Origin of the sequence: Novosphingobium sediminis (assembly GCF_007991615.1) — a bacterium.
Taxonomy (GTDB): Bacteria; Pseudomonadota; Alphaproteobacteria; order Sphingomonadales; family Sphingomonadaceae; genus Novosphingobium; species Novosphingobium sediminis.
Window position 1 is genome coordinate 172,969 of sequence record NZ_BJYR01000002.1, and the last position, 24,192, is coordinate 197,160.

Below are 24,192 nucleotides of genomic sequence, written 5' to 3' on the forward strand. Positions count from 1 at the left end.
CTGCTTTCAAATTGAAGGAAGAACCCCTCCGACCTGCCTTCGGCACGCCGCTTCCCCACTTCACGAAGTGCAAATAGGGGGCGGCTCGCGAAGCGAGACGGAGGGGTTCTTCTTCTACTTACTTCCCGAAGTGCCACACCGCATTAACACCCCAGGTGCGCGGCTTGGCGTAGACGCCCGTCGTATAGCCCCAATACGTCGAAGCGTCGAAGGCATAGACGCGGTACTGGCGCTCGAACACATTGTTCACGAAGAACGCGAGGTCGAGGTTGCTGTCCTTGGGCGTGAAGCCCACGCGCACGTTCGCCACAGCATAAGCGCGTTCGCGTTCGACCGGCGCGCACATCACCGTGAAGCAGAACTTGCCGGTGTAGAGCGCGTCCGCCTGCAACGAGGCGCGGCCGATGGCGGTGTCGAACTCATAGCGCACCAGCGCATTGCCGGCGAAGCCGGGCGCCTGCGGCAGGTCGCTCGTCTTGATCGTAGCGCCGTCGGGCAGCAGCACGTTCTTCACTTCGCTATCCTGCAGCGCGCCGGATAGCTGCAGCGTCAGGCCCGGGATCGGACGGCTGGTGATGTCCGCCTCGATGCCCTTGATCTTGGCCGGCAGGTTGCGAACCACCTGCGCCGCGAACACCTGCACGAAGGCCTGGTAGTTCTTGTAATCGTAGTAGAACGCCGCGAGGTTGAACTGCGTGTTCCCCGGAAGCTTGGCCTTCACGCCCACTTCATAGGCGTTGAGCGTTTCCGGCCGGTAGGGGATGTTGTTCAGCACGTCGACAAGCTGCGTCGGGAACGGCGTGCCGGTCGAGAAGGTGAACCCGCCCGACTTGGAGCCGCGGTTGTAGCTTGCGTAGATCAGCGTGTCGGGCGTCGGCTTGTAGTCGATTTCAGCGCGCGCGGTCACGCCGCGGAAAGTCGGGTTCGCCGCGCTCGGGGTCGAGGTAACGCCCGAAGGCAGCCCGCTCTTGTAGCTCCACGAGCCCGGTGTAACCGTTCCGGTCGTGTCGTTGTACGAGATGTCGTCCGGCCCGAAGTGCAGCGAAAGTGCATAAGGCCCGGTCGGCGCAACCGCGTCATAGACGCCGCGCTTCTTGTCCTGCCAGTAGCGGATGCCGCCGATCAGCTTCCACTGGTCGTTGATCTTGAATTCATCCTGCGCGAAGAACGCGAAGCTCTCGGTGCGCTGGGTGAAGTTGACGTTCGGATCGTAGCCGATGAACGGAACGGCGTACTTTGCGGCGAACTTGCCATCGATGATCATGCCGAAGCCGCCGATGGTCAGGTAGTTCTTGCCGAAGGTGGCGGCGGCGCGGATTTCCTGGCTGACCTGGTTGGTCTTGGCGCGCTGGAAAAACACGGTGCCCGATGTGTAGCACGTCACGCTCTGCGCAGGCGCGGGGCACGGACCCGGATCGATGAACGGCCCTTGCTCCACATAGGGGAACTCGGGAACGCTATCGCCCTGCTCGATGTAGAACTTCTTGAGGTGCTGGTAATCGGTGATCGAAGTCACGTCGAACGCGCCGATCTTGGCATCGAGGCGCAGCGTGGCGCCGAACACCTTGCGGTCGACGTAAGCATCGTTGGTGCCTGCCGTGCGCCACGGATTGCCGCCCTGCGAAGGCGTGATCGCGGGGTTGGCATAGCCGTTGCCGGTCGTGCCGGTCACGCCCCAGTACGAGCAAAACTCGTTCGGGCCGAGGAATTCGCCCTGGAACTGTGCGTTCGGGCAAGTCGGCTCCAGCGAGTAGATGCCGGCCTGCCGCTCCTTGTCCGCCTGAGCATAGCGCACGGTGAGCTTGGCCTTGAAATCGCTGCTCGGCTCCCACTTGATGATGCCGCGCAGCGCCCAGTGGTTGTCCGCGCCGCGGTCAGGCTGGCCGGGGGTGATGTTCTTGATGTAGCCGTCGTCGCGCGTGTACTGGCCCGAAATGCGCGCGGTGAGGTTCGGTGCGAGCGCACCCGAAAGCGCGCCTTCCAGCACGACCTGATTGTAGCGGCCGTACGTCGCCGAGAGGTAGCCGTCGAGCTTGTCGGTCGGCTGTGCGGAGATGAACTGCACCGCACCGCCGGTCGCGTTGCGGCCAAACAGCGTGCCCTGCGGACCGCGCAGCGCTTCGACGCGGGCGAGGTCGAACACCGGGAAGCTCGCCGCGGTGATCGAGGAGGTATAGCTGTCGTCCTGATAGACCGCGACCGGCGGTTCCTGCTGGTCGCCGTAGTCGTTCTGCGAGACGCCGCGGATGTTGTAGACGACCTGGCTTGAACCGTAGGCGTTGAACTTGAGGTTCGGGATCGCGCGGACAACGTCGGTTGCGTTGACGATGTTGAGCGCCTTGATCTCCTTGGCGCTGATTACGCTGACCGCGATGCCGACATCGTTGGCCTTCTGCTCGCGGCGCTGGGCGGTGACGACGATCTCGCCGGTCTCCGCTGGCATTGCTGCTGTTTCAGTAGCTTGGGCCTGCTGCGCGATGACAGGCGTGGCGATCAGGCCCAGCGAGAGTGCCGCAAGGGCCGTGCCCGCCTGCATGGCGCGGCGGAAGGTGCTCGTGTGCGTCATTGTCATGTTCTTTCTCCCCGGAGGACAGCGTCCCTCCCGCTTCTCCAGATGCGAAGAGAAGTGCCTCATGCCTCGGAGGCGCGCAAGCGCGCCCGGCGTGCGGCAAACCGAAGTTTGCCGCGCGATGCAAGATCGCAACAATGATTTCAGTAACTTAGGGATAAACACCCACATTCCAATGGACTAATAGTATCCATTAGATGTTGGAATGCGGCTATTACCCTGCCCTTACCCCTCGAGAAACAGCTCCGCCGCCGCGTCGATGATCGCATCAGCATCGAGCCGGTAGGTCCGGTAGAGGTCCGGCAGATCGCCCGTCTGGCCAAAACGCTCGACTCCAAGCGGGCTGACACGCATGCCCTTGACCGCGCCGAGCCACGAGAGCGCCGAGGGCGAACCGTCGATCACGGTGACCAGCCCCGCCCCCGGCGCGAGCGCGCCGAGCAGGGTATCGATGTGGCTGGGTTCGGGCTTCTTGCCTGTCCAGCGCGCCGCGCGGCGGGCCGACCAGCCCCGATGCAGCAGATCGGGCGAAGTCACGTTGAGCAGCCCCAGACCCGGCAGGTCTTCGCTCAGCGTCTCCCACGCGGCCAGCGCCTCGGGCGCAATCGCACCAGTGAACACGATGGCCGCTTCCGCGCCCGCTGCCGGACGCTTGAGCCAATAGGCACCCTTCAGCGCATCGGCTTCCCAACTGCTATCCTCGCGGGTCACCTGCTGGATCGAACGGGTGCTGAGACGCAGGTAGACCGAAGCGCCGTCCGGCTTCTGCATATGCTCGAACGCATGGCGCATCAGCAGTGCGACTTCGTCGGCAAAGGCCGGCTCGAAGTAATCGAGGTTCGGCTGCCCCATGCCGATCAGCGGCGTGTTGATCGATTGGTGCGCGCCGCCCTCGGCACCCAGCGTCAGGCCCGACGGCGTTCCCACAAGCAGGAACCGGGCATCCTGATAGCAGCCATAGTTCAGTGCATCGAGCCCGCGCGCGATGAACGGGTCGTAGACCGTCCCCACCGGCAGCAGTCTTGTGCCGAAATGCGGCGCCGAAAGTCCGAACGCTGCCAGCACGAGGAAGAAGTTGGTCTCGGCAATGCCCAGCTCAACATGCTGCCCCGCCGTATTGCCCACCCACTTCTGCGCTGAAGGAATGCGCGCGGCCTGGAACACGTCCTTGAGTTCGCCTCGGCGGAACAGTCCGCGCCGGTTGACGAAGCCGCCGAGGTTCGTCGTCTGCGTCACGTCGGGCGCGGTCGTCACGATGCGGTCGCCAAGCGGATCTCCCGGCCGCGCCAGATCCATCAGGATGCGTCCGAAGGCGCTCTGCGTGGATTGCTCCTCGCCCTCGGGCACCGGCAGCCGTGCTGGGACGGGGATCGCCGGCGGGCCGTGCTCGGGTTCCTTCTGCGCGAGCGCGCTCGCCTCGACGAAAGCCTTGAGCTGCGCCGCGACATTATCGCCAAGCCCGCTCCACGGTTCCCATTCCGAACCCTCGGCAATGCCCATGGTCGCGCGCAGACTTTCAATCTGCGCCGTGTTCATCATGCCCGAATGGTTGTCCTTGTGCCCAGCCAGCGGCAGGCCGTAGCCCTTCACCGTGTAGGCAATGAACAACGTCGGCTTGTCGTCATTCGCCTGCGCAAAGGCTTCGACCAGCGTCTCGGCGCAGTGGCCGCCAAGGTTGGTCATCAGTTGCGCCAGCGCGGCATCGTCAAAGCTCTCGATCAGCGCGCGGGTCGTAGGCAGATCACCGAGATCCGTCATCAGCCGCTCGCGCCACGCCGTCCCGCCCTGATACGTGAGCGCGGCGAACTCCGCATTGGGGCAATTGTCGATCCAGTCTTCCAGCGCCTGCCCGCCGGGCTTCGCAAACACCGCCTTCTGCAGCTTGCCGCTCTTCAAGGTGATCACCCGCCACCCGCAGGTCTCGAAGATATCGTCGAAGCGGCGGAACATGCGGTCCGCCGTCGTCGCGTCCAGCGACTGCCGGTTGTAATCGACCACCCACCAGCAATTGCGGATGTCGTGCTTGTAGGCCTCGATCAGGCACTCGTAGATATTGCCCTCATCGAGCTCGGCATCGCCCATCAGCGCGATCATCCGGCCGGCATCGGCTTCGCTCATGTGCCCCTGCGCGATGCAGTAGTCCTGCACCAGGCTGGCGAATGCGGTGATCGCCACGCCCAGCCCCACCGAACCGGTCGAGAAATCGACCGGGATCTGGTCCTTGGTTCGCGAGGGGTAGCTCTGCATGCCCCCCAGCCCGCGGAAACGCTGCAACTGATCCAGCGACTGGTTGCCCAGCAGATAATGGATCGCATGGAGCAGCGGCCCGGCATGCGGCTTCACCGCCACCTTGTCCTGCGGGCGCAGCGCGTGGAAATAGAGCGCGGCCATGATCGTAGACATCGAGGCGCAGCTCGCCTGATGGCCGCCAACCTTCATCCCGTCGCGCTTGGTGCGGATGTTGTTCGCATTGTGGACCGTCCACGCCGATAGCCAGCGCAGCCGCGCATCGAGCGCTTCCAGCGAGGGGATCAGGTCGACCTTTGGATCGGCAAGGACAGCAGTCATGGCAGGCTCTCGAATCCGCTGAAGGCTAGGAAGCCATCAACATAGCGTGTGGCGCAAAATGGCGTATTGCGAAGTTTGCCCCGCACGGGCAGAGTTTTGGCATATCCTGCCAATTTCACCACCATGAGTAAAAGATAATGCCATATAGTGATCTCGATGCGATTGACCGCAAGATCCTCCGCCGCCTTCAGCAGAACGGTCGCCTGACCAACCAGCAGCTGTGCGAGGATGTCGGCCTCAGCCCCAGCCCCTGCCTGCGCCGCGTCCGCGCGCTGGAGGAACGGGGCGTCATCACCGGCTATGTCGCATTGGTGGAGCCCGAGGCGATTGGCCTGCCGGTCAATGCCTTTGTCCGCATACGGCTCGACCAGCAGGACGATCACCACCTCGCAACGTTCGAAAGCGCCGTTGCGGAGTTCCCCGAAGTGATGGACTGCTACCTCATGACGGGCGAGGCCGACTACCAGTTGCGCGTCCTCGTTCCTTCGCTCGCCGCCTTCGAGGATTTCCTTAGGAAGCGCCTGACGCGGATTGCCGGTGTGGCGCAGGTGACGACAAGCTTTGCACTGCGGCCCATCGTCAACCGGACGGCGCTGCCAGTGCCGGATTGAGGGCGGACACTCTTCCTCCGGCACATCTCCCAAAGCCGCTCATGCTGAGCTTGTCGAAGCATCATGCGCACCCGCCGCCCCTCCAATTCAACAGCCTACCCCCCAACCCCCTTTTCTTAACCGCTCGATTGATTACACGGTTGCACCAACCACAAGACAAGTCTGAAAGCCCGCGACCCCATGTACAACCTGCTCTCCGGCATCACGGTGATCGAGGTCTCCTCCTTCGTCGCCTCGCCGACCATCGGGCTCTATCTCGCCCAGTTCGGGGCCGAAGTGATCCGCGTCGACCAGATCGGCGGCGGGCAGGATTTCAAGCGCTGGCCGCTGACACCCGAGGGCAACTCGCTCTCGTGGGAAAACCTCAACCGCGCAAAGAAAAGCGTGGCGCTGGACCTGACGAAGACGGAAGGGCGCGCAGTGCTGACTGAGCTGATCCAGAAGGTCGGCACTCTCGTCACCAATCTTCCGGTGGGCGGCTTCCTTGCCCATGAGAAGCTGGCCGCGGGCCGCCCGGACCTGATTACCGTCCGTGTGATGGGCTGGCCCGATGGCGCCATCGCGCTTGATTACACGGCCAATGCGGCGGTCGGCTATCCCGCGCTCACAGGCCCGCTGAACGACCCTGCCCCGGTCAACCACGTCCTCCCCGCGTGGGATCTCCTCACCGGAGCCTACGGCGCCTTCGCGCTCGTTTCCGCGCTGCGCCGCCGCGACGAGACAGGGCTTGGCGGCGAAGTTCGCCTCCCACTCACCGATATTGCGATGGGCTCCGCCGCGAATCTCGGCCGAGTGGCCGAAGTGCTGCAATCGGGTGAGGACCGCGAACGCCTTGGCAATGGCGTCTACGGCACCATCGGCCGCGATTTCGTGACGGCAGACGACGTGCGCGTCATGATCGTCGCGATCAACGAACGCCAGTGGCAGGGTCTCGTCCGCGCGCTCGATCTGCAAGATAGCCTCGCTGCGCTTGAAGCCCGCCACGGCGTCTCGTTCACCGGCGATGATGGCGTGCGCTACCGCCATCGCGACGCCATCTATGCCCTGATCGAGGCCGCCATCGCCCCGCTCGGCCATGCCGCGCTTGCCGAAAAGCTCGATGCCAACGGCGTCACCCACGGCCCTTACAAGACCATGCCCGAAGCTGTGCAGGACCCCCGTCTTGTCGGCCAAAACCCGATGTTCGAGCACACGGCAGACAACCCCAGCGGCTTTGCCTACCCGGCGGCTGGCGCCTTCGCGACTTTCCCCGCGATGGAGCGCCTGACCCCGGCCCCCGCCCCCGTGCTGGGTGCAGACACGCGCGATGTCCTGTCCCGCCACCTCGCCTTCGATACCCAAACCATAGACCAGCTCCTCGAAGCCGGCATTGCAGGAACCCCCGCATGACCAAGCTCACTCGTGCCGCCATCTGCGCCCCCATCCGAACCGCTGTCGGCAAGTTCGGCGGCGCGCTGGCAGACCTCAACGCCGGGCAACTCGGCGCGGTAATCCTCAAAGCGCTGATGGAGCGCACGAAAATCGACCCCGCGCGCGTCGACGACGTCGTGTTCTCGCAAGGCTACGGCAATGCCGAGGCCCCCGCCATCGGCCACTGGTCGTGGCTCGCGGCAGGCCTCCCCATCGAAGTCCCCGGCTACCAGCTTGATCGGCGCTGCGGCTCGGGCCTGCAGGCGGTCATCAATGCTGCGATGATGGTGCAAACCGGCCAGTCCGATGTCGTTGTAGCGGGCGGCGTCGAGTCCATGTCCAACGTCGAATACTACACCACCGAGGGCCGCAAGGGCGTGCGTGCAGGTGGCCTCATGCTGCACGACCGCCTCACGCGCGGCCGCCTGATGTCGCAGCCGATCGAGCGCTTCGGTGTCATCACCGGCATGATCGAGACCGCCGAGAACCTCGCGCGCGACTATGGCATCAGCCGCGAGGCCTGCGACGCCTATGCCGTGCGCAGCCACCAGCGCGCCGCCGCTGCGTGGGCCAACGGCCTGTTCGCCGATGAACTGGTCCCGGTCGAAATCCCCCAGCGCAAGGGCGATCCCAAGATCTTCGCGCACGACGAAGGCTACCGTGCCGATGCGACGATGGAATCGCTCGGCGCGCTGAAGGCCCTTGAGGCAAAGAACATCCCCGGCGCTGTCGTGACTGCCGGCAATGCCAGCCAGCAGAACGATGCTGCAGCCGCCTGCCTCGTCGTCGCCGAACACAAGCTCGAGGAGCTCGGCCTCGAACCCATCGCGTGGTTCAATTCGTGGGCTGCGGCAGGCTGCGATCCGGCGCGCATGGGCATCGGTCCCGTCCCTGCCGTCGAGCGTCTGTTCGCGCGCACCGGCCTTGGCTGGAATGACATCGACCTTGTCGAACTGAACGAAGCCTTCGCGCCGCAAGTTCTCGCCGTGCTCAAGGGCTGGGGCTGGAGCGATGACGACAGCCGCCACGACGTGCTCAACGTCAACGGCTCGGGCATCTCGCTCGGCCATCCCATCGGCGCGACCGGTGGGCGCATCCTTGCCAACCTGACGCGCGAACTGGTGCGCCGCGATGGTCGCTACGGCCTTGAAACCATGTGCATCGGCGGCGGTCAGGGCATCGCCGCGGTGTTCGAACGCGCGGCTTGATATGGACCTGAAGACGCCGCTCGAAGCGGCCAAGGCCTACCGCGACGCTGCCCGAAGCACCCTCACCCAGCGCCTCGCCAATCGCCCGGTCGAAGCGGAGCAGCGCGCCGCACACGGCTTTGCGTGGATCGCGACCAGCGTGGCCGCGCTGGAAGCCGTTGCAGCTTGGGCGGAGGGCAGCAGCAACCCGCTTGATGCACACGTCGCGCAACTCGCCTTTGCCGAAACCCTTGGCCAGTTGACAGGCGCTCTGCTCATGGGCCCCGCCGAAATGCTGCGCCCGGCAGACCTCGGCCTCACCGCCGAGGCCCGCGCCCTTGCTGATGCCGCCGCCGCACTGCTCGATGCAGACATGGCGGAAACCCGCAGCCTCCTCGCCGCCGCGCTGGCCGAAGGCCATTGGCCGAGCGAGACATTCCACGATGAAGCGCTCGATGAAATCCGCGCCCAGTTCCGCCGTTTCACCGATGCTGAGATCATCCCCCATGCGCACAAATGGCACCTCGCCAATGCGCTGATCCCAGACGAGACGGTTGAGGCCATGGCCGCGCTCGGCACTTTCGGCGTTTGCATCCCGGAAGAGTTCGGCGGCCTCGGGCTCGGTAAACTGGTGATGTGCCTCGTCAGCGAGGAATTATCGCGCGGGTGGATCGGCGCCGGATCGCTCGGCACGCGCTCGGAAATCGCGGGCGAACTCATCATGCTCGGCGGCACCGAGGCGCAAAAGGCGCATTGGCTGCCCCGCATTGCCAGCGGCGAAACGCTGCCGGTCGCGGTGTTCACCGAACCCGATGTCGGCTCCGATCTAGGCGCCCTCACCACTCGCGCAGCGCAGGACGAAAGCGGCGACTGGGTGATCCATGGCGCGAAAACGTGGATCACCCACGCCGCGCGTTCGGACGTGATGACGCTCCTCGTGCGCACGTTGCCCGATACTGCGGGGTATGCGGGCCTTTCCATGCTGCTCGTGCCCAAGCCGCGCGGCACCGAGGGCAATCCTTTCCCCGCAGACGGCATGACCGGCAGCGAGATCGAAGTCCTCGGCTATCGCGGGATGCGCGAATACGCGTTGCAGTTCGACGGGATGCGCGCTCCGGCCGAGGCGCTGCTTGGCGGCAGAGAGGGCGCGGGCTTCAAGCAGCTCATGCAGACCTTCGAGGGCGCCCGCATCCAGACCGCCGCGCGCGCCGTCGGCGTCACCCGCCGCGCGCTTGAACTCGGGCTCGATTACGCTCTCCAGCGCAAGCAGTTTGGCCAGGCGCTGATCCATTTCCCCCGCGTAGCGGACAAGCTCGCCGTCATGCTGGCGGAGTACGTCACCGCGCGCGAACTTTCCTACGCCGCCGCCCGCGCCAAGGATGATGGCCGCCGCTGCGATATCGAGGCTGGCATGGCCAAGCTCCACGCCGCCCGCGCCGCGTGGACCGCAGCCGATGCCGCGCTGCAGATCCACGGCGGAAATGGCTACGCGCTGGAATACGAGATCAGCCGCGTGCTGTGCGACGCGCGCATCCTCTCGATCTTCGAAGGCGCCGCGGAAATTCAGGCGCAAGTGATCGCGCGCGGCCTTATGGCGGGGCGCGGCTGATGGGCGATTACAGCGCATGGATCGGCCGCGAGGAAGTGCGCCGCGATACCCTTACGGCAAGTCTCCTCGCCCGCTGGTGCGCCACGCTGGATCGCAGCACGCCCACCGATGTCGCACCCCAAGGCCTCCACTGGTGCCTGTGCACGCCCGACGCACCCACCGCCGCGCTCGGGCAAGACGGCCACCCGATGCGCGACGAAAGTGCGGCGAGCCTGCTCCCGCCGCTCCCTCTTGAACGCCGCATGTGGGCGGCTGGTGCTGTCGAGTTTGTCGCGCCCATTACGGCCGAATCCGCAATCGAGCGCCGCACCCGCGTGCTCTCGATCACCGAAAAGCAAGGCGGCACCGGTCCGCTCGTCTTCGCCGAACTGGCGCACGAGACCTTTGCAGATGATGTGCTGGCCATTCGGGAAACGCAGACGCTCGTCTACCGCGATGCCCCGCCTCCCGGCAGCCCGCCTGCTCCGCCGCCGCCGGGTGATGGACGCTTCGATGCCGGCGGATGGGACGCTACCCGCGAAGTGCTGCCCACCCCCGCATTGCTGTTCCGCTACTCGGCACTGACCTTCAATACGCATCGCATTCACTACGATCACCCCTATGCCACCGGCACGGAAGGCTATCGCGGCCTTGTCGTCCACGGCCCGCTGATCGCGACGCTGCTGCTCGATTTCGCGCGCCGCACGCTGGGGAACGAAGCCGCGCTCGCCACGTTCAGCTTCCGTGCGGTCTCCCCCGCTGTGGCTGACGAGCCCCTTCACCTTGGCCTCAAGCATGGGGACGGCGGCCTGATCCTCGCCGCCCATGCCGCCGATGGCAGGCAGATCATGGCCGCGAAGGCCACCACGCCCGCGCCATGAGCCGTATCGCCTTGCTCGGCGCCACTGGCACCATCGGCAAGGCCACCGCGCAGGCGCTTGTCGATGCCGGGCATGACGTCGTTGCAATGGTGCGCCGCGAACCTGCAAAGCCTCTACCCGGCGTAACCCTGCGCCGTGCCGATCCTGCCGATCCGGTCAGCCTCATGCACGATGGGTTTGCCGGAGAACACTTCGACGCTGTCGTCTCCTGCATGGCCTCGCGCACCGGACTGCCAAGCGATGCATGGGCGATCGACCACAAGGCGCATAGCCATGCGCTTGCCCTGGCGGACCGCAGCGGCGCGCAGCATTTCGTCCTTCTTTCGGCCATTTGTGTGCAGAAGCCGCGCCTTGCCTTCCAGCAGGCCAAGCTCGCCTTCGAAGCGGAACTGATCGCCTCAGGCCTGCGCTATTCGATCGTGCGCCCCACTGCCTTCTTCAAGTCGCTCTCCGGTCAGATCGAGCGCGTCCGCAGCGGCAAGCCGTTTCTGCTGTTCGGAGACGGCAGCCTTACCGCCTGCAAGCCCATCAGCAACCGCGATCTTGGTGCCTATCTTGCGGGCTGCCTGAGCGAGGCGGAGCGGTGGAACAAGGTGCTCCCCATAGGCGGCCCCGGCCCCGCCATCACCCCGCGTCAGCAGGGCGAGGCGCTGTTTGCCATGTTGGACATGGAGCCCAAGTTCCGGTCAGTTCCGCCCGGATTTCTGGGCGGGATTGCCGGCGCCCTTGGCTTGGCCTCACGCTTGGTTCCGCCGCTTGCAACCAAGGCTGAACTCGCCCGCATTGGCCATTACTATGCAACCGAGTCCATGCTCGTGCTCGATCCAGCGACCGGGCGCTACGACGCCGCCATGACGCCGGAGACCGGCACCGACACCCTTTTCGATCACTACCGTGCGATCCTCTCGGGCACGGCAGCGCCCGATGAACGCGGCGATCACGCGGTGTTCTGATGTTGCGCCGCATCCTGCGCTGGACCGGCGCACTCGCTCTCATCGCCTGCGCCGCGCTCGCCATCTGGCTCTACGCGCCGGACAAGCCGCGCAGCGCACTGGAGGCCACCTACCCCGGTGACTATCGCACCGTCCTCGGACAGCGCCTGCGTTACCGCGATACCGGCCCGAAGGACGCTCCCGCCCTGATCCTGCTCCACGGCTTCGGCTCCAGCCTCGAAACATGGGAGCCATGGGCAAAGGTACTCTCGGCGAAATACCGCGTGATACGCCTTGATCTACCCGGTTTCGGCCTCACCGGTCCCGACGCTACCGGCGATTATTCCGATGCGCGCACCCTCACCCTCATTGCTGGCCTGATAGACCAGCTAGCCGTTCCCCGTGCCGTGCTGATCGGCAATTCGCTGGGCGGCCGTTTCGCGTGGGAGTTTGCCGCCCGCTATCCTCAGCGTGTTGCAAAGCTCGTGCTGATTTCGCCCGATGGCTTCGCCAGCCCCGGATTCGAATATGGCAAGGCGCCTGAAGTCCCGTTCGTGATGAACCTCATGCCATGGGTCGGGCCGCGCTCGCTGATCCGCGCCAATCTTGCTCCAGCTTGGGCACATCCCGATGCACTCCCCGATGCTGTGCTGGATCGCTACCGCGATATGCTGCTCGCACCCGGCGTGCGCCGCGCGATCCTCGACCGCACTCGCCAGACGGTGTTGACCGATCCTGCACCGCGCCTGCGCAGCATAGCCGCGCCCACGCTGCTGCTGTGGGGCGAGCAGGACCAGATGATCCCTATCCGCAATGCACAGGATTACCTCAGCCTGATGCCGCACGCGCGATTGGTGCGCTTGCCGGGAATGGGCCATGTCCCCTTCGAGGAAAGCCCCGCCGCTGTGCTGCCACCGCTGAGAGCGTTCCTCGCCGAACCGGCTCCGTGAAGCCACGCTCCAGCAGTTCGCTGGTTCCCGGCAACATCCATGAACGTGGCCTACTCGAGACGCCCTTGCTGCAGCCTCATGCTGCACCGGCCGCCACCGCGATGGTGCTGGCAATCTCTCCGGCCCGACTTGGTCTGCGATCCTGAACCTTTGCCATGGCTTATGCGCAAAAACTGCAAGTCCACATGCGCAAAACGCCCCGCACTGGCTTGACGAAGTGAACGTTCCCAGCTAGGTGAACGTTCACAATCGGCACTCAACCGGACAAAACGCCGGATTTCAGGGGGAAGAATCGCAATGAAAGCATCGCGCAAGCCTGCCTATGCCCACCTCATGCTGGGGGCTTCGGCTGCAGCACTCGCTCTCACCGCGCAGCAAGCCGTAGCTCAGGAGGCCGCACCGCAGGCCGCCGCGCCGCAGGCTGCTGCAGACAGTGACCCGGCGGGCGCCATCGTCGTCACCGGTATTCGCGCATCGCTCAAGAGCTCGCTCAACATCAAGCGCCAGGGCATTGGCGTGATCGACGCGATCTCGGCGGAAGACATCGGCAAGTTCCCCGATACCAACCTTGCAGAATCGCTGCAGCGCATCACCGGCGTTTCGATCGATCGCGCCAACGGCGAAGGCTCGACCGTCACGGTCCGCGGCTTCGGCCCTGACTATAACCTCGTCCTGCTCAATGGCCGCCAGATGCCGGCTTCGAGCCTCGGCGGCTCGAGCGGTGCGCCGGCCTCGCGCAGCTTCGACTTCGCAAACCTCGCTTCGGAAGGCATTGCCGGCGTCGAAGTGTACAAGTCGGGCCGCGCCAGCCTCGCCACTGGCGGTATCGGTTCGGTCATCAACATCAAGACCCCGCGTCCGCTGGACCGTCCGGGCCTCCACGGCAGCATCGGCGCCAAGGCGCTCTATGACACCTCGGTCTTTGAAGGCCAGAAGGTGAAGCCGGAATTCTCGGGCGTCATCAGCGACACCTTTGCCGACAACCGCATCGGTATCTCGATCAGCGGCTCCTACCAGGATCGCCGCGCGAGCCAGGCGCAGTTCAACGCTGGCTGGCGCGAAGGCTACCTCGGCAACGAGAACAACTGGGGCTCGCTCCCGGTCGACGCCAACGACTGGCGCGGCAACTTCGACAAGACCGAGAATCGCCCGGGCCCGAACACCGTCTATCAGGTGACGCAGAACGCCGGCTACGACTTCACCACGTTCCGCCGCGAGCGCATCAACGGCCAGGCCGTTGTGCAGGTCAAGCCGACTGACACACTCGTCGCGACGGTGGACTACACCTTCTCGCAGAACACCATCGATGCGCGCACCAACAGCATCGGCGTGTGGTTCAACCACAACCAGACCAGCAGCAGCTGGACCGACGGCCCCGCCGCCGGCCCCAACTTCTATGCTGAAAGCTTCGGCCCGAACGAAGGCAAGGACCTTGCCATCACCGGCGCCGTTGCCGCGAACCGCTCGATCAACCGCTCAATCGGCGGCAACCTCAAGTGGGACGGCCCCGGCGGCCTGCGCCTTGAGCTCGACGGTCACCACTCGACCGCCGAAAGCAAGCCCACCTCGCCTTACGGCACGGGTATCGCCGTCGGCAGCGCGATCTATGGCGTGAAGAACCAGAAGGTCGATTTCACCTCCGACATGCCGGTCATCTCGGTCGAGATGTATCCGGGTGCGGAAATCAACGCCGCGAACATCCGCCCGGCCGGCAACGCCTTCCGTACGGCCTATATGCGTGACGAGATCAACGAAGTCGCCTTCCGCGGCGGCTACGATTTCGACGCATCGTTCATCGACAGCCTCGACTTCGGCGTGACCTACACCGAAAACAAGGTGCGCTCGGCATTCGGCGTGATCCAGAACGACACCTGGGGCGGTACGCTCTCGAAGGCGGACACGCCGGACGAGCTCTACACGATCCGCGACCTGCCGAACGATCTCAAGGGCATGAACGTCTCGGGCAACGGGATCATCCCGAGCTACTTCGACATCAACACCCCCGGCCTGATCAACCTGCTCAACGACAAGCTGGGCATCTGCGGCAACGCACAGACCGCTGGCACCTGCCTTGCCAAGTTCGACCGCGATCGCACGATCCGCGAGCGTACCTTCGCGCCCTACATCCAGACGACCCACACGTTCGATCTGGGCGAAAATCCGGCGCACCTGCGCATGGGTCTGCGCTATGAAAAGACCAAGGTGGACTCGAGCGCGCTCGTTCCCGTCCCGACCGGCACCGTCTGGACCGGCGGTAACGAAACCGCGATCATCTACGGCACCGAAAGCTCGTTCGTCACCCGCAAGGGCGAATACGAGAACTGGCTGCCCGCGATCGACTTCGACATGTCGCCGTTCAAGAACTTCAAGTTCCGCGCGTCGTACAGCCACACGATCACCCGTCCGGATTACAACAGCCTGCAGGGCGGCACGACGCTTGACGCGCCGATCCGTATCGGCGGCAGCACCGGTGCGAGCGGCAACCCGAACCTCCTCCCCTACAAGTCGAAGGGCGTGGATATCTCGGGTGAGTGGTACTACGGTCCGACCAGCTACATCTCGGTCGGTTTCTTCCACAAGGTCGTGAAGAACTACATCAACCAGACGCAGGTCAATCAGCCCGCGTTCGGCCTGACCAACGCTGCTGCCGGCGATCGCGCCAAGGAAGCTCGCGCTGCTCTCGGTTCTGATGCTACCGCGCAGCAGATCCTGAACTACATCGGCAACAAGTATCCGCAGACGGTTGCCGGGCGCGATGCGAACAACAACGTCACGGGCGTCAAGTCGCTGGCCGATGATCCGCTGGTGAATTTCATCGTCACGCAGCCGACCAACAGCGACCAGAGGGCGCGCATCTGGGGTTGGGAATTCGCGATCCAGCACACGTTCTGGAACACCGGCTTCGGTGCAATCGTGAACTACACCGTCGTGAAGAGCGATACCAAGTTCGACAACGCCAAGCGCTACACCGTGCCGCAGTTTGCGGTGACTGGTATCAGCAACAGCGCGAACGCGGTGCTCTACTACGACAAGAAGGGTCTCCAGGCCCGTGTAGCATACAACTGGCGCGCAGGGTTCCTCTCGGGCTACGGCTTCGATCCGTACTACGTGAACCCCTATGGCCAGTGGGACGTGAGCGCGAGCTACGAGATCAAGAAGGGCGTCACGGTCTTCGGCGAAGGCATCAACATCACCAACGCCGACCGCAAGGGCCACATGCGCAACGACCAGACCGTGTTCTTCGCGGCACCCGGTTATGCGCGCTGGGCAGCGGGTGCACGCTTCACCTTCTGACCGGTTCACGCCAGAACGAAGGTCCTGCAATACGCGAGGAGCCGCACTGCCCCAAAAGCGGTGCGGCTCTTCGTTTTGGTAACCCCGGCTAATTGCGCTAAGGTCGCAAGGGCATGAGCAACGCGGTCCAGCATATCGTGATCGTCGGCGGCGGAACCGCCGGATGGCTGTCTGCGTGCCTGCTTGCGGCGCGGCTGCCGGGCAAGCGCATTACGTTGGTCGAGGCGCCAGATATCCCGACCATCGGCGTCGGCGAAGGCACTTGGCCGACCATGCGTGAGACGCTGGCAACAATTGGCATTCCCGAGGCGGAATTCCTCGAGCAGTGCGATGCGGCGTTCAAGCAAGGCTCACGCTTCGATGGCTGGCGCGATGGTTCAGCCGAAGACAGCTACCTCCATCCCTTCAGCGCGCCGCCTGCCGCAGAGATGCGCGAACTCGCGGCTGCGTGGCAGGCTGGCGGAAAGCAAGGACCGTTTGCTGCGGCCATCACCCCGCAGCACGCCATCTGCGCCGCCAACCTTGCACCGCGTCAGCGCGCGATGCCGGATTATGCGGGCGCCTTGAACTACGGCTATCACCTCGATGCCGGAAAATTCGCCGCGCTTCTCATGCGTCATGGTGTCGGACGCCTTGGTGTCACGCGGATTGCTGCGCACGTTATCGGGGTCAGCCGCGCAGCAAATGGGGATATCGCTGCACTCATGCTGCGTGATGGCGAAGCGCTGGAAGGCGATCTTTTCCTCGATTGTTCGGGGCAGGCGGCAATCCTGATCGCGGGCGAATGCGGCGCAGGCTGGATCGACCGCTCGGATGTCTCTTTCAACGACCGCGCGCTCGCAGTTCAGGTTCCGGTCGAGCCCGGCAGCCCCATTGCCGCGCAGACCATCGGCACTGCGCACGAAGCGGGCTGGTTGTGGGACATCGGATTGCCGACCCGCCGCGGCATTGGCTGCGTCTACGCCTCACGTTTTCTTTCGGACGAGCGCGCTGAGGAAGTGCTGCGCGGCTATGTCGCCGCCAAGGTTCCCGGTGCCGATCCCGCCAGCCTCACCCCGCGCAAGCTCGCCTTCAAGACCGGTCACCGCGACCGCTTCTGGATCGGCAATTGCCTCGCAGTGGGCCTTTCCGCCGGCTTTATCGAACCGCTCGAAGCCTCGGCCATCGTGCTGATCGAACTATCGCTCAAGGCGCTTGCGGAGAACTTCCCGGCCTCCCGCGCCAGCATGGATATCCACGCCGGGCGCTTCAACGAATTGTTCCGCTACCGCTGGGACCGCGTGGTCGAGTTTCTCAAGCTGCATTATGTGCCGAGCCAGCGGACCGAATCCTACTGGCTGGCCCAGCGCTCGCCCGAAACGATCCCTCAGCGCCTTGCCGAATGCCTCGTCCTGTGGCGCGAGCAGCCGCCCTCGGCCTGGGACTTCCCCCGCATCGACGAGATGTTCCCCGCCGCCAGCCAGCAATATGTGTTGCATGGAATGGGCATCCCCGTTCCCCTGCATGGCGCGGTGCCCTCGCCCGCACGCCTCGCCGAAATCACCGTCAAGTCGCGCGCGCTTGCCGCCGCGCTGCCCACGACCCGCGACTATCTCGATCGTCTCGCCGCGCAAAGCCCGGCAGCCAGGATACCTGCATGAGCCAGCACCAGATTCTCAATCCCGCCGATCACGCCCAGCTTCGCATCCACACCGAAGCCGGTGCCGAATTCGGCGATAACGTCATGGCCAGCCTCGCCATGCCGGCCGAATTCCGCGAAGTGCAGGCGCACTATCCCATCGTCTTCCGCCGCGATGCCGAGACCGGCAAGCTCGCCGCGCTGGCCCTGTTCGGCTTCGAAGCGGGCGAGAACCTGTTCCTGAACGGCAGCACCTGGGAAGCGCGCTATCGCCCGATGGCGCATGCGGTGCAGCCCTTCCTGATCGGCCGCGCCGCCGAAGAGGGCGCCCCGCCGCAGGTCCATGTCGATATGGGTCACGCGCGCGTTTCCGCCACCGGAGAAGGCATGCGCGTGTTCGATGATACCGGCACGGCCACGCCCTATCTGGAGGCAGTCGCCAACATGCTCGGCGATCTCGATTACTCCTGGCACGAAAGCGACGCCTTCTTCACGGCGCTCGAAACCTACGAACTGGTTGAGCCGTTCAGTCTCGAAGTCACGCTCGACAATGGTTCGGTGCAGACGCTCGTCGGCTTCCAGACCATCCACGAGGAGCGGCTTTCGGCGCTCGATGGCGATGCGCTCGCCGCGCTGATGGCCGAGGGGCACCTCGCCCGCATCTACATGGTGCTCGCCAGCCTTGCGCAGTTCGGCGGGCTCGTCGCGCGCAAAAACCGCAGGATCGCGCTTGGCTGAGGCCGACGCCTCGATCTTCGCCGCAATGCCTGCGGTGGAAGAGCGCGCGGCAGCCGATGCCGGCGCGCTTGATGCCTTGCTGCAAGGTGCGCGCACGCCTTTCGTGATCCGCGACCTCGTCCGCGAATGGCCGCTGGTGCAGGCCGGCCTTGCCTCGGCCAGCGCGGCCCGTGCCTATCTGGTGGAACGCGCCCGCCCGGTTCCTTTCGCCGTTTCCCTCGGGCAACCGGGGAAGGACGGCCGCCTGTTCTACGGCGCCGACATGGAGATGAACTTCCGCGAGGCGCGGGGCAAATTGGCTGACATCTTCGGCGGCATGGATGCCAACGAAGGCCGCGCCGACGCTCCGGCAATCTACCTCGGCTCGATCGATGTGCCGACCCATTTCACCACCGTCGCGGCGGAAAACGCCATTGATCTGGGCAGCCGGGAGCCGATTGTCAGCTTGTGGATCGGCACTCCAACCCGCATCGCTGCCCACAACGACTTTCCCGACAACCTCGCCTGCTGCGCCGCAGGTCGCCGCCGTTTTACGCTGTTCCCGCCCGACCAGTTCGCCAACCTGCACCTCGGCCCGATCGACAACACGCCGGCAGGCCGCGCCGTCTCGATGGTCGATTTCCACGCGCCGGATCTTGATCTGCACCCCCGCTTTGCCGAAGCGCTGACCCATGCCCAGGTCGCCGTGCTCGAGCCGGGAGACGCGCTGTTCATCCCTTCGATGTGGTGGCACCACGTGGAGGGCCTCGCCCCGTTCAACATTCTGATGAACTACTGGTGGCGCGATACCCCGCGCTGGCTCGGCCAACCGCAGGACGCGCTCAACCACGCGATCCTCTCGATCCGCGACCTGCCGGCCGAAGACAAGGCCGTCTGGCGCGCCCTGTTCGACTACTACGTTTTCGAGAACGGCCCCGAGGTTACCGCCCATATCCCCGAAGGTGGCCGCGGCATTCTGGATCCACTTGATCCTGCCGCCGCCGGCCGCCTGCGTTCCTTCCTGCTAAGGACACTGAGCAAATGACCGAAACTCACGCCAAGCGCCGCATCGTCATCGCCGGTGGCGGAACCGCAGGCTGGATGGCGGCTGCCGCCCTCGCCCGTACGATGGGCGATGCGATCGAACTGACGCTGGTCGAATCCGAAGCCATCGGCACGATCGGCGTAGGCGAAAGCACGATCCCGCCGCTGGTTGCCTACAACCGCCTGCTCGGCATTGGCGAGGCCGATTTCATGCGTGCCACGCAGGCTACCTTCAAGCTTGGCATCAATTTCGAGAACTGGCGCGTCCAGGGCGAAAACTACTTCCACTCCTTCGGCACCACCGGCCGCGACCACTGGAGCGCCGGGTTCCAGCACTTCTGGATGCACGGCCTGACCAAGGGCCACGAAGCGAGCTACGACGACTACTGCATCGAACTGCAGGCCGCAATGAAGTCACGGTTTGCGCACCTGCCGGACAACCGCATCAACTATGCGTACCAGCTCGATTCCGGCCTCTACGCCGTGTTCCTCCGCAAGCTGGCAGAAGCCGACGGCTGCCGCCGCGTGGAAGGAAAGATCGCCGAGGTTCAGCTCCATCCCGAAACCGGCGACATCGCCGCGCTGCTGCTCGAATCCGGCCAACGCGTCGAAGGCGATCTGTTCCTTGATTGCACCGGCTTCCGCGCGCTCCTGATGGAAGGCGCGCTCCATGTCGGGTACGACGACTGGACGCACTGGCTTCCCTGCGATTCCGCCATCGCCGTGCAGACCGCCAGCGTACGCCCGCCCGTACCCTACACCCGCGCCATCGCGCATGATGCGGGCTGGCAGTGGCGCATTCCGTTGCAGCACCGGCAGGGCAACGGCATCGTCTACTGCAGTCGCTATCTCGACAAGGACGCCGCGCTCGACCGGCTCCTGACCACCGTCGAGGGCGAAGTGCTGACCAAGCCCAACGTGATCCGCTTCACTACCGGCGCGCGGCGCAAGCAGTGGCACCGCAACTGCGTCGCAATCGGCCTTTCCGGCGGCTTCATGGAACCGCTGGAATCGACCAGTATCCACCTTATCCAGCGCGCGATCCTGCGAGTGGTGCGGATGCTCCCCGCAGGCGAAATCAGCCCGCGCGACGTTGCCGAATTCAACGATCAGCAGCACACCGACATGGAGCAGATCCGCGACTTCCTGATCCTGCACTACAAGGCGACGGACCGGCGCGACAGCCCGTTCTGGCGCCAGTGTGCCGGGATGGACATCCCCGAAAGCCTCACCCACAAGATCGAACTGTTCCGCGAAACCGGCCGCGTCTTCCGCAAGAACGAGGAGTTGTTCGTCGAAAACAGCTGGGTGCAGGTGATGATGGGTCAGGGCATCATGCCCAGAAGCTACCACCCGGTTGCCACCAAGCTCTCTGACGCGGAGCTTGCACACCTCCTTTCGGGACTGCGCGAGAGCGTGGCAAAGACGGTCGCGGGTCTGCCTGACCACCATGCCTATGTCGCGCAATATTGCGGTGCTCAGGAAGCGCGCGCGGCATGATCCGGCGGCTGCTCGCCTTCGCTGCACTTGCCGTGCCGCTGCCAGCCGCAGCGGCGCCCGATTGGCAGCTCGTGTGGTCCGACGAATTTAGCGGCCCCGCCATCGATGCCTCGAAGTGGAGCTTCGATGTCGACTGCTGGGGCGGCGGCAACAACGAGCGCCAGTGCTACTCCGACCGGCCGAGCAACGCCCGCATCGTGGACGGCGCACTGGTAATCTCCGCGCTGCGTGAAAACGTCACCGGCCCTGCCCTTCCCGCCAGCCAACGCGCCAATCCGGCCAAGCCCGGCGAACTCGTCAAGCGCGACTATTCCTCCGCCCGCCTCTCCACGCACGGCAAGGCGTCATGGCGCTATGGCCGCATCGAAGTGCGCGCCAGCCTGCCTCAGGGCCAAGGCACCTGGCCGGCCATCTGGATGCTGCCCGAAGCCAACACATATGGGCCGTGGGCTGCCTCGGGGGAAATCGACATCCTCGAAGCGGTCAATCTCGGCGTACCATGCAAGGATTGCCCGGCCGGCAAGGAAGACACGATCCTGGGCACCTTGCACTTCGGCAAGCCCTGGCCGAACAACACGCACAAGGGTAACGAAGTCCACAAGCCCGCCGTTCTTGCGGGCTTTCACACTTATGCCATCGAATGGCAGCCGGATCAGATCATCTGGCAATTCGACGGCGAAACCTATGCCGTTCGCAAGCAGAGCGACTGGTTCACGTCTGGTTCCACCTCACCCGGTGCGCCTTTCGATCAGCCATTCCACCTGATCCTCAATCTTGCATTCGGCGGCGGCCTCGCGGAATCGCGCGGGCTAAAGGGCGTGTCGGATAGCAATTTTCCCAAGCGCTTCTTGATCGATTGGGTCCGTGTCTGGCAGAAGCCTCCGCAGACCGCCAGCAGCACGCCGGCGGCCTCCACGATGACTGCAGCAACTGCAGCGTCGTCGGCACAAGAAGGGGGCAAGTAAGCGCATGGCGAGGCGTCGTCAGGCGGTCACGATCAGGCACGTTGCGGCAGATGTCGGGGTATCGCTCCAGACCGTAAGCCGCGTCATCAACAACGAGCCGAACGTCCGCCCCGAACTCAAGGAACGCGTGCAGGAGGCCATCACGCGCCTCGGCTATGTGCCTTCGATCGCCGCCCAGCGGATGAGCGGATCGCGTTCCTACCTGATTCTCGCGCTCAATGACCGCGACCGCACGATTGCCGATTGGCGCGCGCGGCAGGGCACGGACTGGGTCGACCAGATGCTGCTCGGCGGGATGCTCAAGTGCGCCGAGCACGGCTACCGCATGATCGTCGAACTGGTCGATACGCATAGCGACCATGTGGAGCGCGAACTGCTTGCGGCAATCGCGGCGTTGCAGCCCGATGGCATCATCCTAACGCCGCCGCACTCGGATAACCCGCAGATCGTGCGCTGTCTGGCGGAGCAGCAGATCCCCTTCGCCCGGATCGGCTCAAAGGCGCGCGATGCGGGCATGCCGATCCTGATGGACGACGAAGGCGCGGCTGCCACAGCAACGCGCTATCTCGTCGATCACGGCCATCGCCGCATCGGCTTCATTGCGGGCGCTGCGGAATACAACCTCAGCGGCTGGCGCGTCGATGGCTGGAAGCTGGCGATGGCCGAAGCCGGCCTCCCCACCGATGGCCTGCTGCACGCGGGTGATTTCAGCTATGCTTCGGGCGAGCGCGCTGCCCGCGCCCTCCTCGCCTTGCCCGAGCCGCCCACCGCGATCATCGCCAGCAGCGATCAGATGGCGCTCGCCACGCTCGAAGTGGCCCGGCAAAACGGCCTCGCCGTGCCGCGCGATCTCTCGCTCGTCAGCTTCGACAACACGCCGATGATGCAGTTCACCCAGCCCCCGCTCACCGCAATCGACCAGCCCATCGCCGCCACGGCCTCAAAGGCGGTCGAACTGATCATCGCGGCGCAGAAGGGCGACCACCTGCCCGAGGCAGTGACCGTAATCCCCGCGAGCCTCGTCGCGCGTGGTTCGGTTGCCGATGCCAGGCAAACCGTGAGTGCCTGAACAGCCCGGCGCGGCCCAGCTGCACCAGCCCCCGGCACGCCAACCGCTGTGGTTCCTCGTGCTCTATGCGCTGGCCTGGGCCGGCGGATCGATTGCCTATGTCCCCTTCCTGACGATCCTCCTGCCAGTGCGCGTCGCCGCACTTGCGCCGGGGGAACCGGCGATCCTCTGGCTTTCCGCAATTGCCTTCTGCGGTGCCATCTCGGCGAGCATCGGCCATATCCTGTTCGGCTGGCTCAGCGATGTGACCGGCATGCGCAGGCCTTGGGCGGCGATGGGCCTCGCGCTCTCCTGCGTGCTGCTGCTTGTCATCCCGACAGCAGGCAATTTGCGCGATATCGTCGTGATCGTCGTGCTCTGGCAGCTCGGCCTCAACATGATGCTCGCCCCGCTGGCAGCGTGGGGTGCAGATTGCGTACCCGATTGCCAGAAGGGGCTTCTCGGAGGCCTCCTTGCCTTCGCACCGGGGCTTGGCGCGCTGGCTGGTACGCTGGTCACCATTCCCGGCCTCGCGACACCCGATGGCCGCCTCGTGCTGGTTGCGGTCGCCGTTGCCGCTGCGGTGATCCCGGTGCTCCTGCTGGGCAATCGCACACCCAAGCGTGCTGCACCCACCGATGCCATGCCCGCCGCTTCACAGCAGCGCATCAGGCGCAGCGCTGCCGTTCGGATGTGGGCCGCGCGCCTGCTTGTGCAGGTCGCGGAAGCGGCGCTGTTCTCGTTTCTCTATCTGTGGCTGCGCTCAATCGATCCCGCGGTGGAGGATCACCTCACCGCCCGCGTATTCAGCCTCGTCCTCGTGCTTTCTGCGCCCGCAGCACTTTTGGCTGGCCGCTGGGCGGATCGCAGCGAACATCCCTTCCTGCCGCTCGTCGTGTGCACGCTGGTCGCACCGATTGGCCTTGTCGGCATGGCGCTCGCGCACAGCGTGACGGCCGGCATCGTCAGCTATGCGATCTTCGGATTCTCGACATCGATCTTCCTTGCGCTCCATTCCGCGCAGACCTTGCGCACTTTGCCAGACAGCAATCGCCGCGGCCGCGATCTTGGCTTGTTCAATCTCACCAACACCATGCCTTCGCTGGTGATGCCGTGGTTTACCCTCGCGCTGGTGCCCTGGTTCGGATTTTCCGGCCTGTTTCTGCTGTTTGCCGCACTTGCGCTTGTTGCTGCAGCATTGCTGGCCGGACTTCGCGCCAATCCGGACTCCAATATCTGAAACCTACGCTTGATTTTGATGCTTTCTCATGCGACGAACCACCTTGAGAACGTTCACAGAAGAAAAACGG

Annotated in this window: 17 protein-coding genes; 15 read left to right on the forward strand and 2 right to left on the reverse strand. The window is 64.8% G+C overall.

Annotated elements, in window-relative coordinates:
• Positions 1-118: 118 nt before the first annotated feature.
• Both NSE01_RS01895 and NSE01_RS01900 read right to left on the reverse strand, forming a co-directional pair.
• The gene (locus NSE01_RS01895; protein WP_147157928.1) at positions 119-2,572 is read right to left on the reverse strand and encodes a TonB-dependent receptor; all 2,454 of its coding nucleotides are present in this window, start codon (positions 2,570-2,572) and stop codon (positions 119-121) included.
• A 222-nt stretch (positions 2,573-2,794) separates the two neighbouring features.
• Positions 2,795-5,137, reverse strand: coding sequence for a thiamine pyrophosphate-binding protein (locus NSE01_RS01900; RefSeq protein WP_147157929.1), 2,343 nt, complete (start codon positions 5,135-5,137; stop codon positions 2,795-2,797).
• Positions 5,138-5,274: 137 nt separating this feature from the next.
• Between NSE01_RS01900 and NSE01_RS01905 the strand changes: the two genes are divergently transcribed.
• The 15 genes from NSE01_RS01905 to NSE01_RS01975 all read left to right on the forward strand — a co-directional run bounded on the left by NSE01_RS01905 (position 5,275) and on the right by NSE01_RS01975 (position 24,122).
• Positions 5,275-5,748, forward strand: a complete 474-nt coding sequence (locus NSE01_RS01905; protein ID WP_147157930.1) for an Lrp/AsnC family transcriptional regulator — start codon at positions 5,275-5,277, stop codon at positions 5,746-5,748.
• 180 nt (positions 5,749-5,928) lie between these two features.
• Positions 5,929-7,137, forward strand: coding sequence for a CoA transferase (locus NSE01_RS01910; RefSeq protein ID WP_147157931.1), 1,209 nt, complete (start codon positions 5,929-5,931; stop codon positions 7,135-7,137).
• Positions 7,134-8,366 carry an acetyl-CoA C-acetyltransferase gene (locus tag NSE01_RS01915; protein ID WP_147157932.1) on the forward strand — a complete coding sequence of 411 codons (1,233 nt, stop codon included), beginning with the start codon at positions 7,134-7,136 and terminating at the stop codon, positions 8,364-8,366. The genes NSE01_RS01910 and NSE01_RS01915 overlap by 4 nt, the downstream gene beginning before the upstream one ends.
• A 1-nt stretch (position 8,367) precedes the next feature.
• Entirely contained in the window at positions 8,368-9,954 is a 1,587-nt protein-coding gene (locus NSE01_RS01920; protein WP_218033229.1) for an acyl-CoA dehydrogenase family protein, read from the forward strand.
• Positions 9,954-10,814 carry an HTD2 family dehydratase gene (locus NSE01_RS01925; RefSeq protein ID WP_147157934.1) on the forward strand — a complete coding sequence of 287 codons (861 nt, stop codon included), beginning with the start codon at positions 9,954-9,956 and terminating at the stop codon, positions 10,812-10,814. The genes NSE01_RS01920 and NSE01_RS01925 overlap by 1 nt, the downstream gene beginning before the upstream one ends.
• Positions 10,811-11,767: an NAD(P)H-binding protein gene (locus tag NSE01_RS01930; RefSeq protein WP_147157935.1), complete on the forward strand. Its 957-nt coding sequence runs from the start codon at positions 10,811-10,813 to the stop codon at positions 11,765-11,767. Before NSE01_RS01925 ends, NSE01_RS01930 begins: the two co-directional genes overlap by 4 nt.
• Complete coding sequence (locus NSE01_RS01935; protein ID WP_147157936.1) at positions 11,767-12,696, forward strand: alpha/beta fold hydrolase; 930 nt, start codon at positions 11,767-11,769, stop codon at positions 12,694-12,696. The genes NSE01_RS01930 and NSE01_RS01935 overlap by 1 nt, the downstream gene beginning before the upstream one ends.
• A 297-nt stretch (positions 12,697-12,993) precedes the next feature.
• Positions 12,994-15,990 carry a TonB-dependent receptor gene (locus NSE01_RS01940; protein ID WP_147157937.1) on the forward strand — a complete coding sequence of 999 codons (2,997 nt, stop codon included), beginning with the start codon at positions 12,994-12,996 and terminating at the stop codon, positions 15,988-15,990.
• A 113-nt stretch (positions 15,991-16,103) separates the two neighbouring features.
• Positions 16,104-17,630 (forward strand): tryptophan halogenase family protein, encoded by a 1,527-nt coding sequence (locus NSE01_RS01945; protein ID WP_147157938.1) that lies wholly within the window; start codon positions 16,104-16,106, stop codon positions 17,628-17,630.
• Positions 17,627-18,346: a SapC family protein gene (locus tag NSE01_RS01950; protein ID WP_147157939.1), complete on the forward strand. Its 720-nt coding sequence runs from the start codon at positions 17,627-17,629 to the stop codon at positions 18,344-18,346. The genes NSE01_RS01945 and NSE01_RS01950 overlap by 4 nt, the downstream gene beginning before the upstream one ends.
• Positions 18,339-19,370: a cupin-like domain-containing protein gene (locus tag NSE01_RS01955; RefSeq protein ID WP_147157940.1), complete on the forward strand. Its 1,032-nt coding sequence runs from the start codon at positions 18,339-18,341 to the stop codon at positions 19,368-19,370. The genes NSE01_RS01950 and NSE01_RS01955 overlap by 8 nt, the downstream gene beginning before the upstream one ends.
• Positions 19,367-20,869, forward strand: coding sequence for a tryptophan halogenase family protein (locus tag NSE01_RS01960; protein ID WP_147157941.1), 1,503 nt, complete (start codon positions 19,367-19,369; stop codon positions 20,867-20,869). The genes NSE01_RS01955 and NSE01_RS01960 overlap by 4 nt, the downstream gene beginning before the upstream one ends.
• Positions 20,866-21,834 (forward strand): glycoside hydrolase family 16 protein, encoded by a 969-nt coding sequence (locus NSE01_RS01965; protein WP_147157942.1) that lies wholly within the window; start codon positions 20,866-20,868, stop codon positions 21,832-21,834. Before NSE01_RS01960 ends, NSE01_RS01965 begins: the two co-directional genes overlap by 4 nt.
• 4 nt (positions 21,835-21,838) lie before the next feature.
• On the forward strand, positions 21,839-22,903 hold the full coding sequence (locus tag NSE01_RS01970; RefSeq protein ID WP_147157943.1) for a LacI family DNA-binding transcriptional regulator: 1,065 nt from the start codon (positions 21,839-21,841) through the stop codon (positions 22,901-22,903).
• Positions 22,896-24,122 carry an MFS transporter gene (locus NSE01_RS01975; RefSeq protein ID WP_246134982.1) on the forward strand — a complete coding sequence of 409 codons (1,227 nt, stop codon included), beginning with the start codon at positions 22,896-22,898 and terminating at the stop codon, positions 24,120-24,122. Before NSE01_RS01970 ends, NSE01_RS01975 begins: the two co-directional genes overlap by 8 nt.
• Positions 24,123-24,192: the final 70 nt, after the last annotated feature.

What these genes read in the sequence shown, in the direction of transcription:
- NSE01_RS01935 (WP_147157936.1), top strand. Translation starts at nt 11,767, where the DNA reads ATGTTGCGCCGCATCCTGCGCTGGACCGGCGCACTCGCTCTCATCGCC.
- NSE01_RS01970 (WP_147157943.1), top strand. Translation starts at nt 21,839, where the DNA reads ATGGCGAGGCGTCGTCAGGCGGTCACGATCAGGCACGTTGCGGCAGAT.
- NSE01_RS01940 (WP_147157937.1), top strand. Translation starts at nt 12,994, where the DNA reads ATGAAAGCATCGCGCAAGCCTGCCTATGCCCACCTCATGCTGGGGGCT.
- NSE01_RS01920 (WP_218033229.1), top strand. Translation starts at nt 8,368, where the DNA reads ATGGACCTGAAGACGCCGCTCGAAGCGGCCAAGGCCTACCGCGACGCT.
- NSE01_RS01945 (WP_147157938.1), top strand. Translation starts at nt 16,104, where the DNA reads ATGAGCAACGCGGTCCAGCATATCGTGATCGTCGGCGGCGGAACCGCC.
- NSE01_RS01900 (WP_147157929.1), bottom strand. Translation starts at nt 5,137, where the DNA reads ATGACTGCTGTCCTTGCCGATCCAAAGGTCGACCTGATCCCCTCGCTG.
- NSE01_RS01950 (WP_147157939.1), top strand. Translation starts at nt 17,627, where the DNA reads ATGAGCCAGCACCAGATTCTCAATCCCGCCGATCACGCCCAGCTTCGC.
- NSE01_RS01965 (WP_147157942.1), top strand. Translation starts at nt 20,866, where the DNA reads ATGATCCGGCGGCTGCTCGCCTTCGCTGCACTTGCCGTGCCGCTGCCA.
- NSE01_RS01925 (WP_147157934.1), top strand. Translation starts at nt 9,954, where the DNA reads ATGGGCGATTACAGCGCATGGATCGGCCGCGAGGAAGTGCGCCGCGAT.
- NSE01_RS01905 (WP_147157930.1), top strand. Translation starts at nt 5,275, where the DNA reads ATGCCATATAGTGATCTCGATGCGATTGACCGCAAGATCCTCCGCCGC.
- NSE01_RS01915 (WP_147157932.1), top strand. Translation starts at nt 7,134, where the DNA reads ATGACCAAGCTCACTCGTGCCGCCATCTGCGCCCCCATCCGAACCGCT.
- NSE01_RS01910 (WP_147157931.1), top strand. Translation starts at nt 5,929, where the DNA reads ATGTACAACCTGCTCTCCGGCATCACGGTGATCGAGGTCTCCTCCTTC.
- NSE01_RS01895 (WP_147157928.1), bottom strand. Translation starts at nt 2,572, where the DNA reads ATGACAATGACGCACACGAGCACCTTCCGCCGCGCCATGCAGGCGGGC.
- NSE01_RS01960 (WP_147157941.1), top strand. Translation starts at nt 19,367, where the DNA reads ATGACCGAAACTCACGCCAAGCGCCGCATCGTCATCGCCGGTGGCGGA.
- NSE01_RS01930 (WP_147157935.1), top strand. Translation starts at nt 10,811, where the DNA reads ATGAGCCGTATCGCCTTGCTCGGCGCCACTGGCACCATCGGCAAGGCC.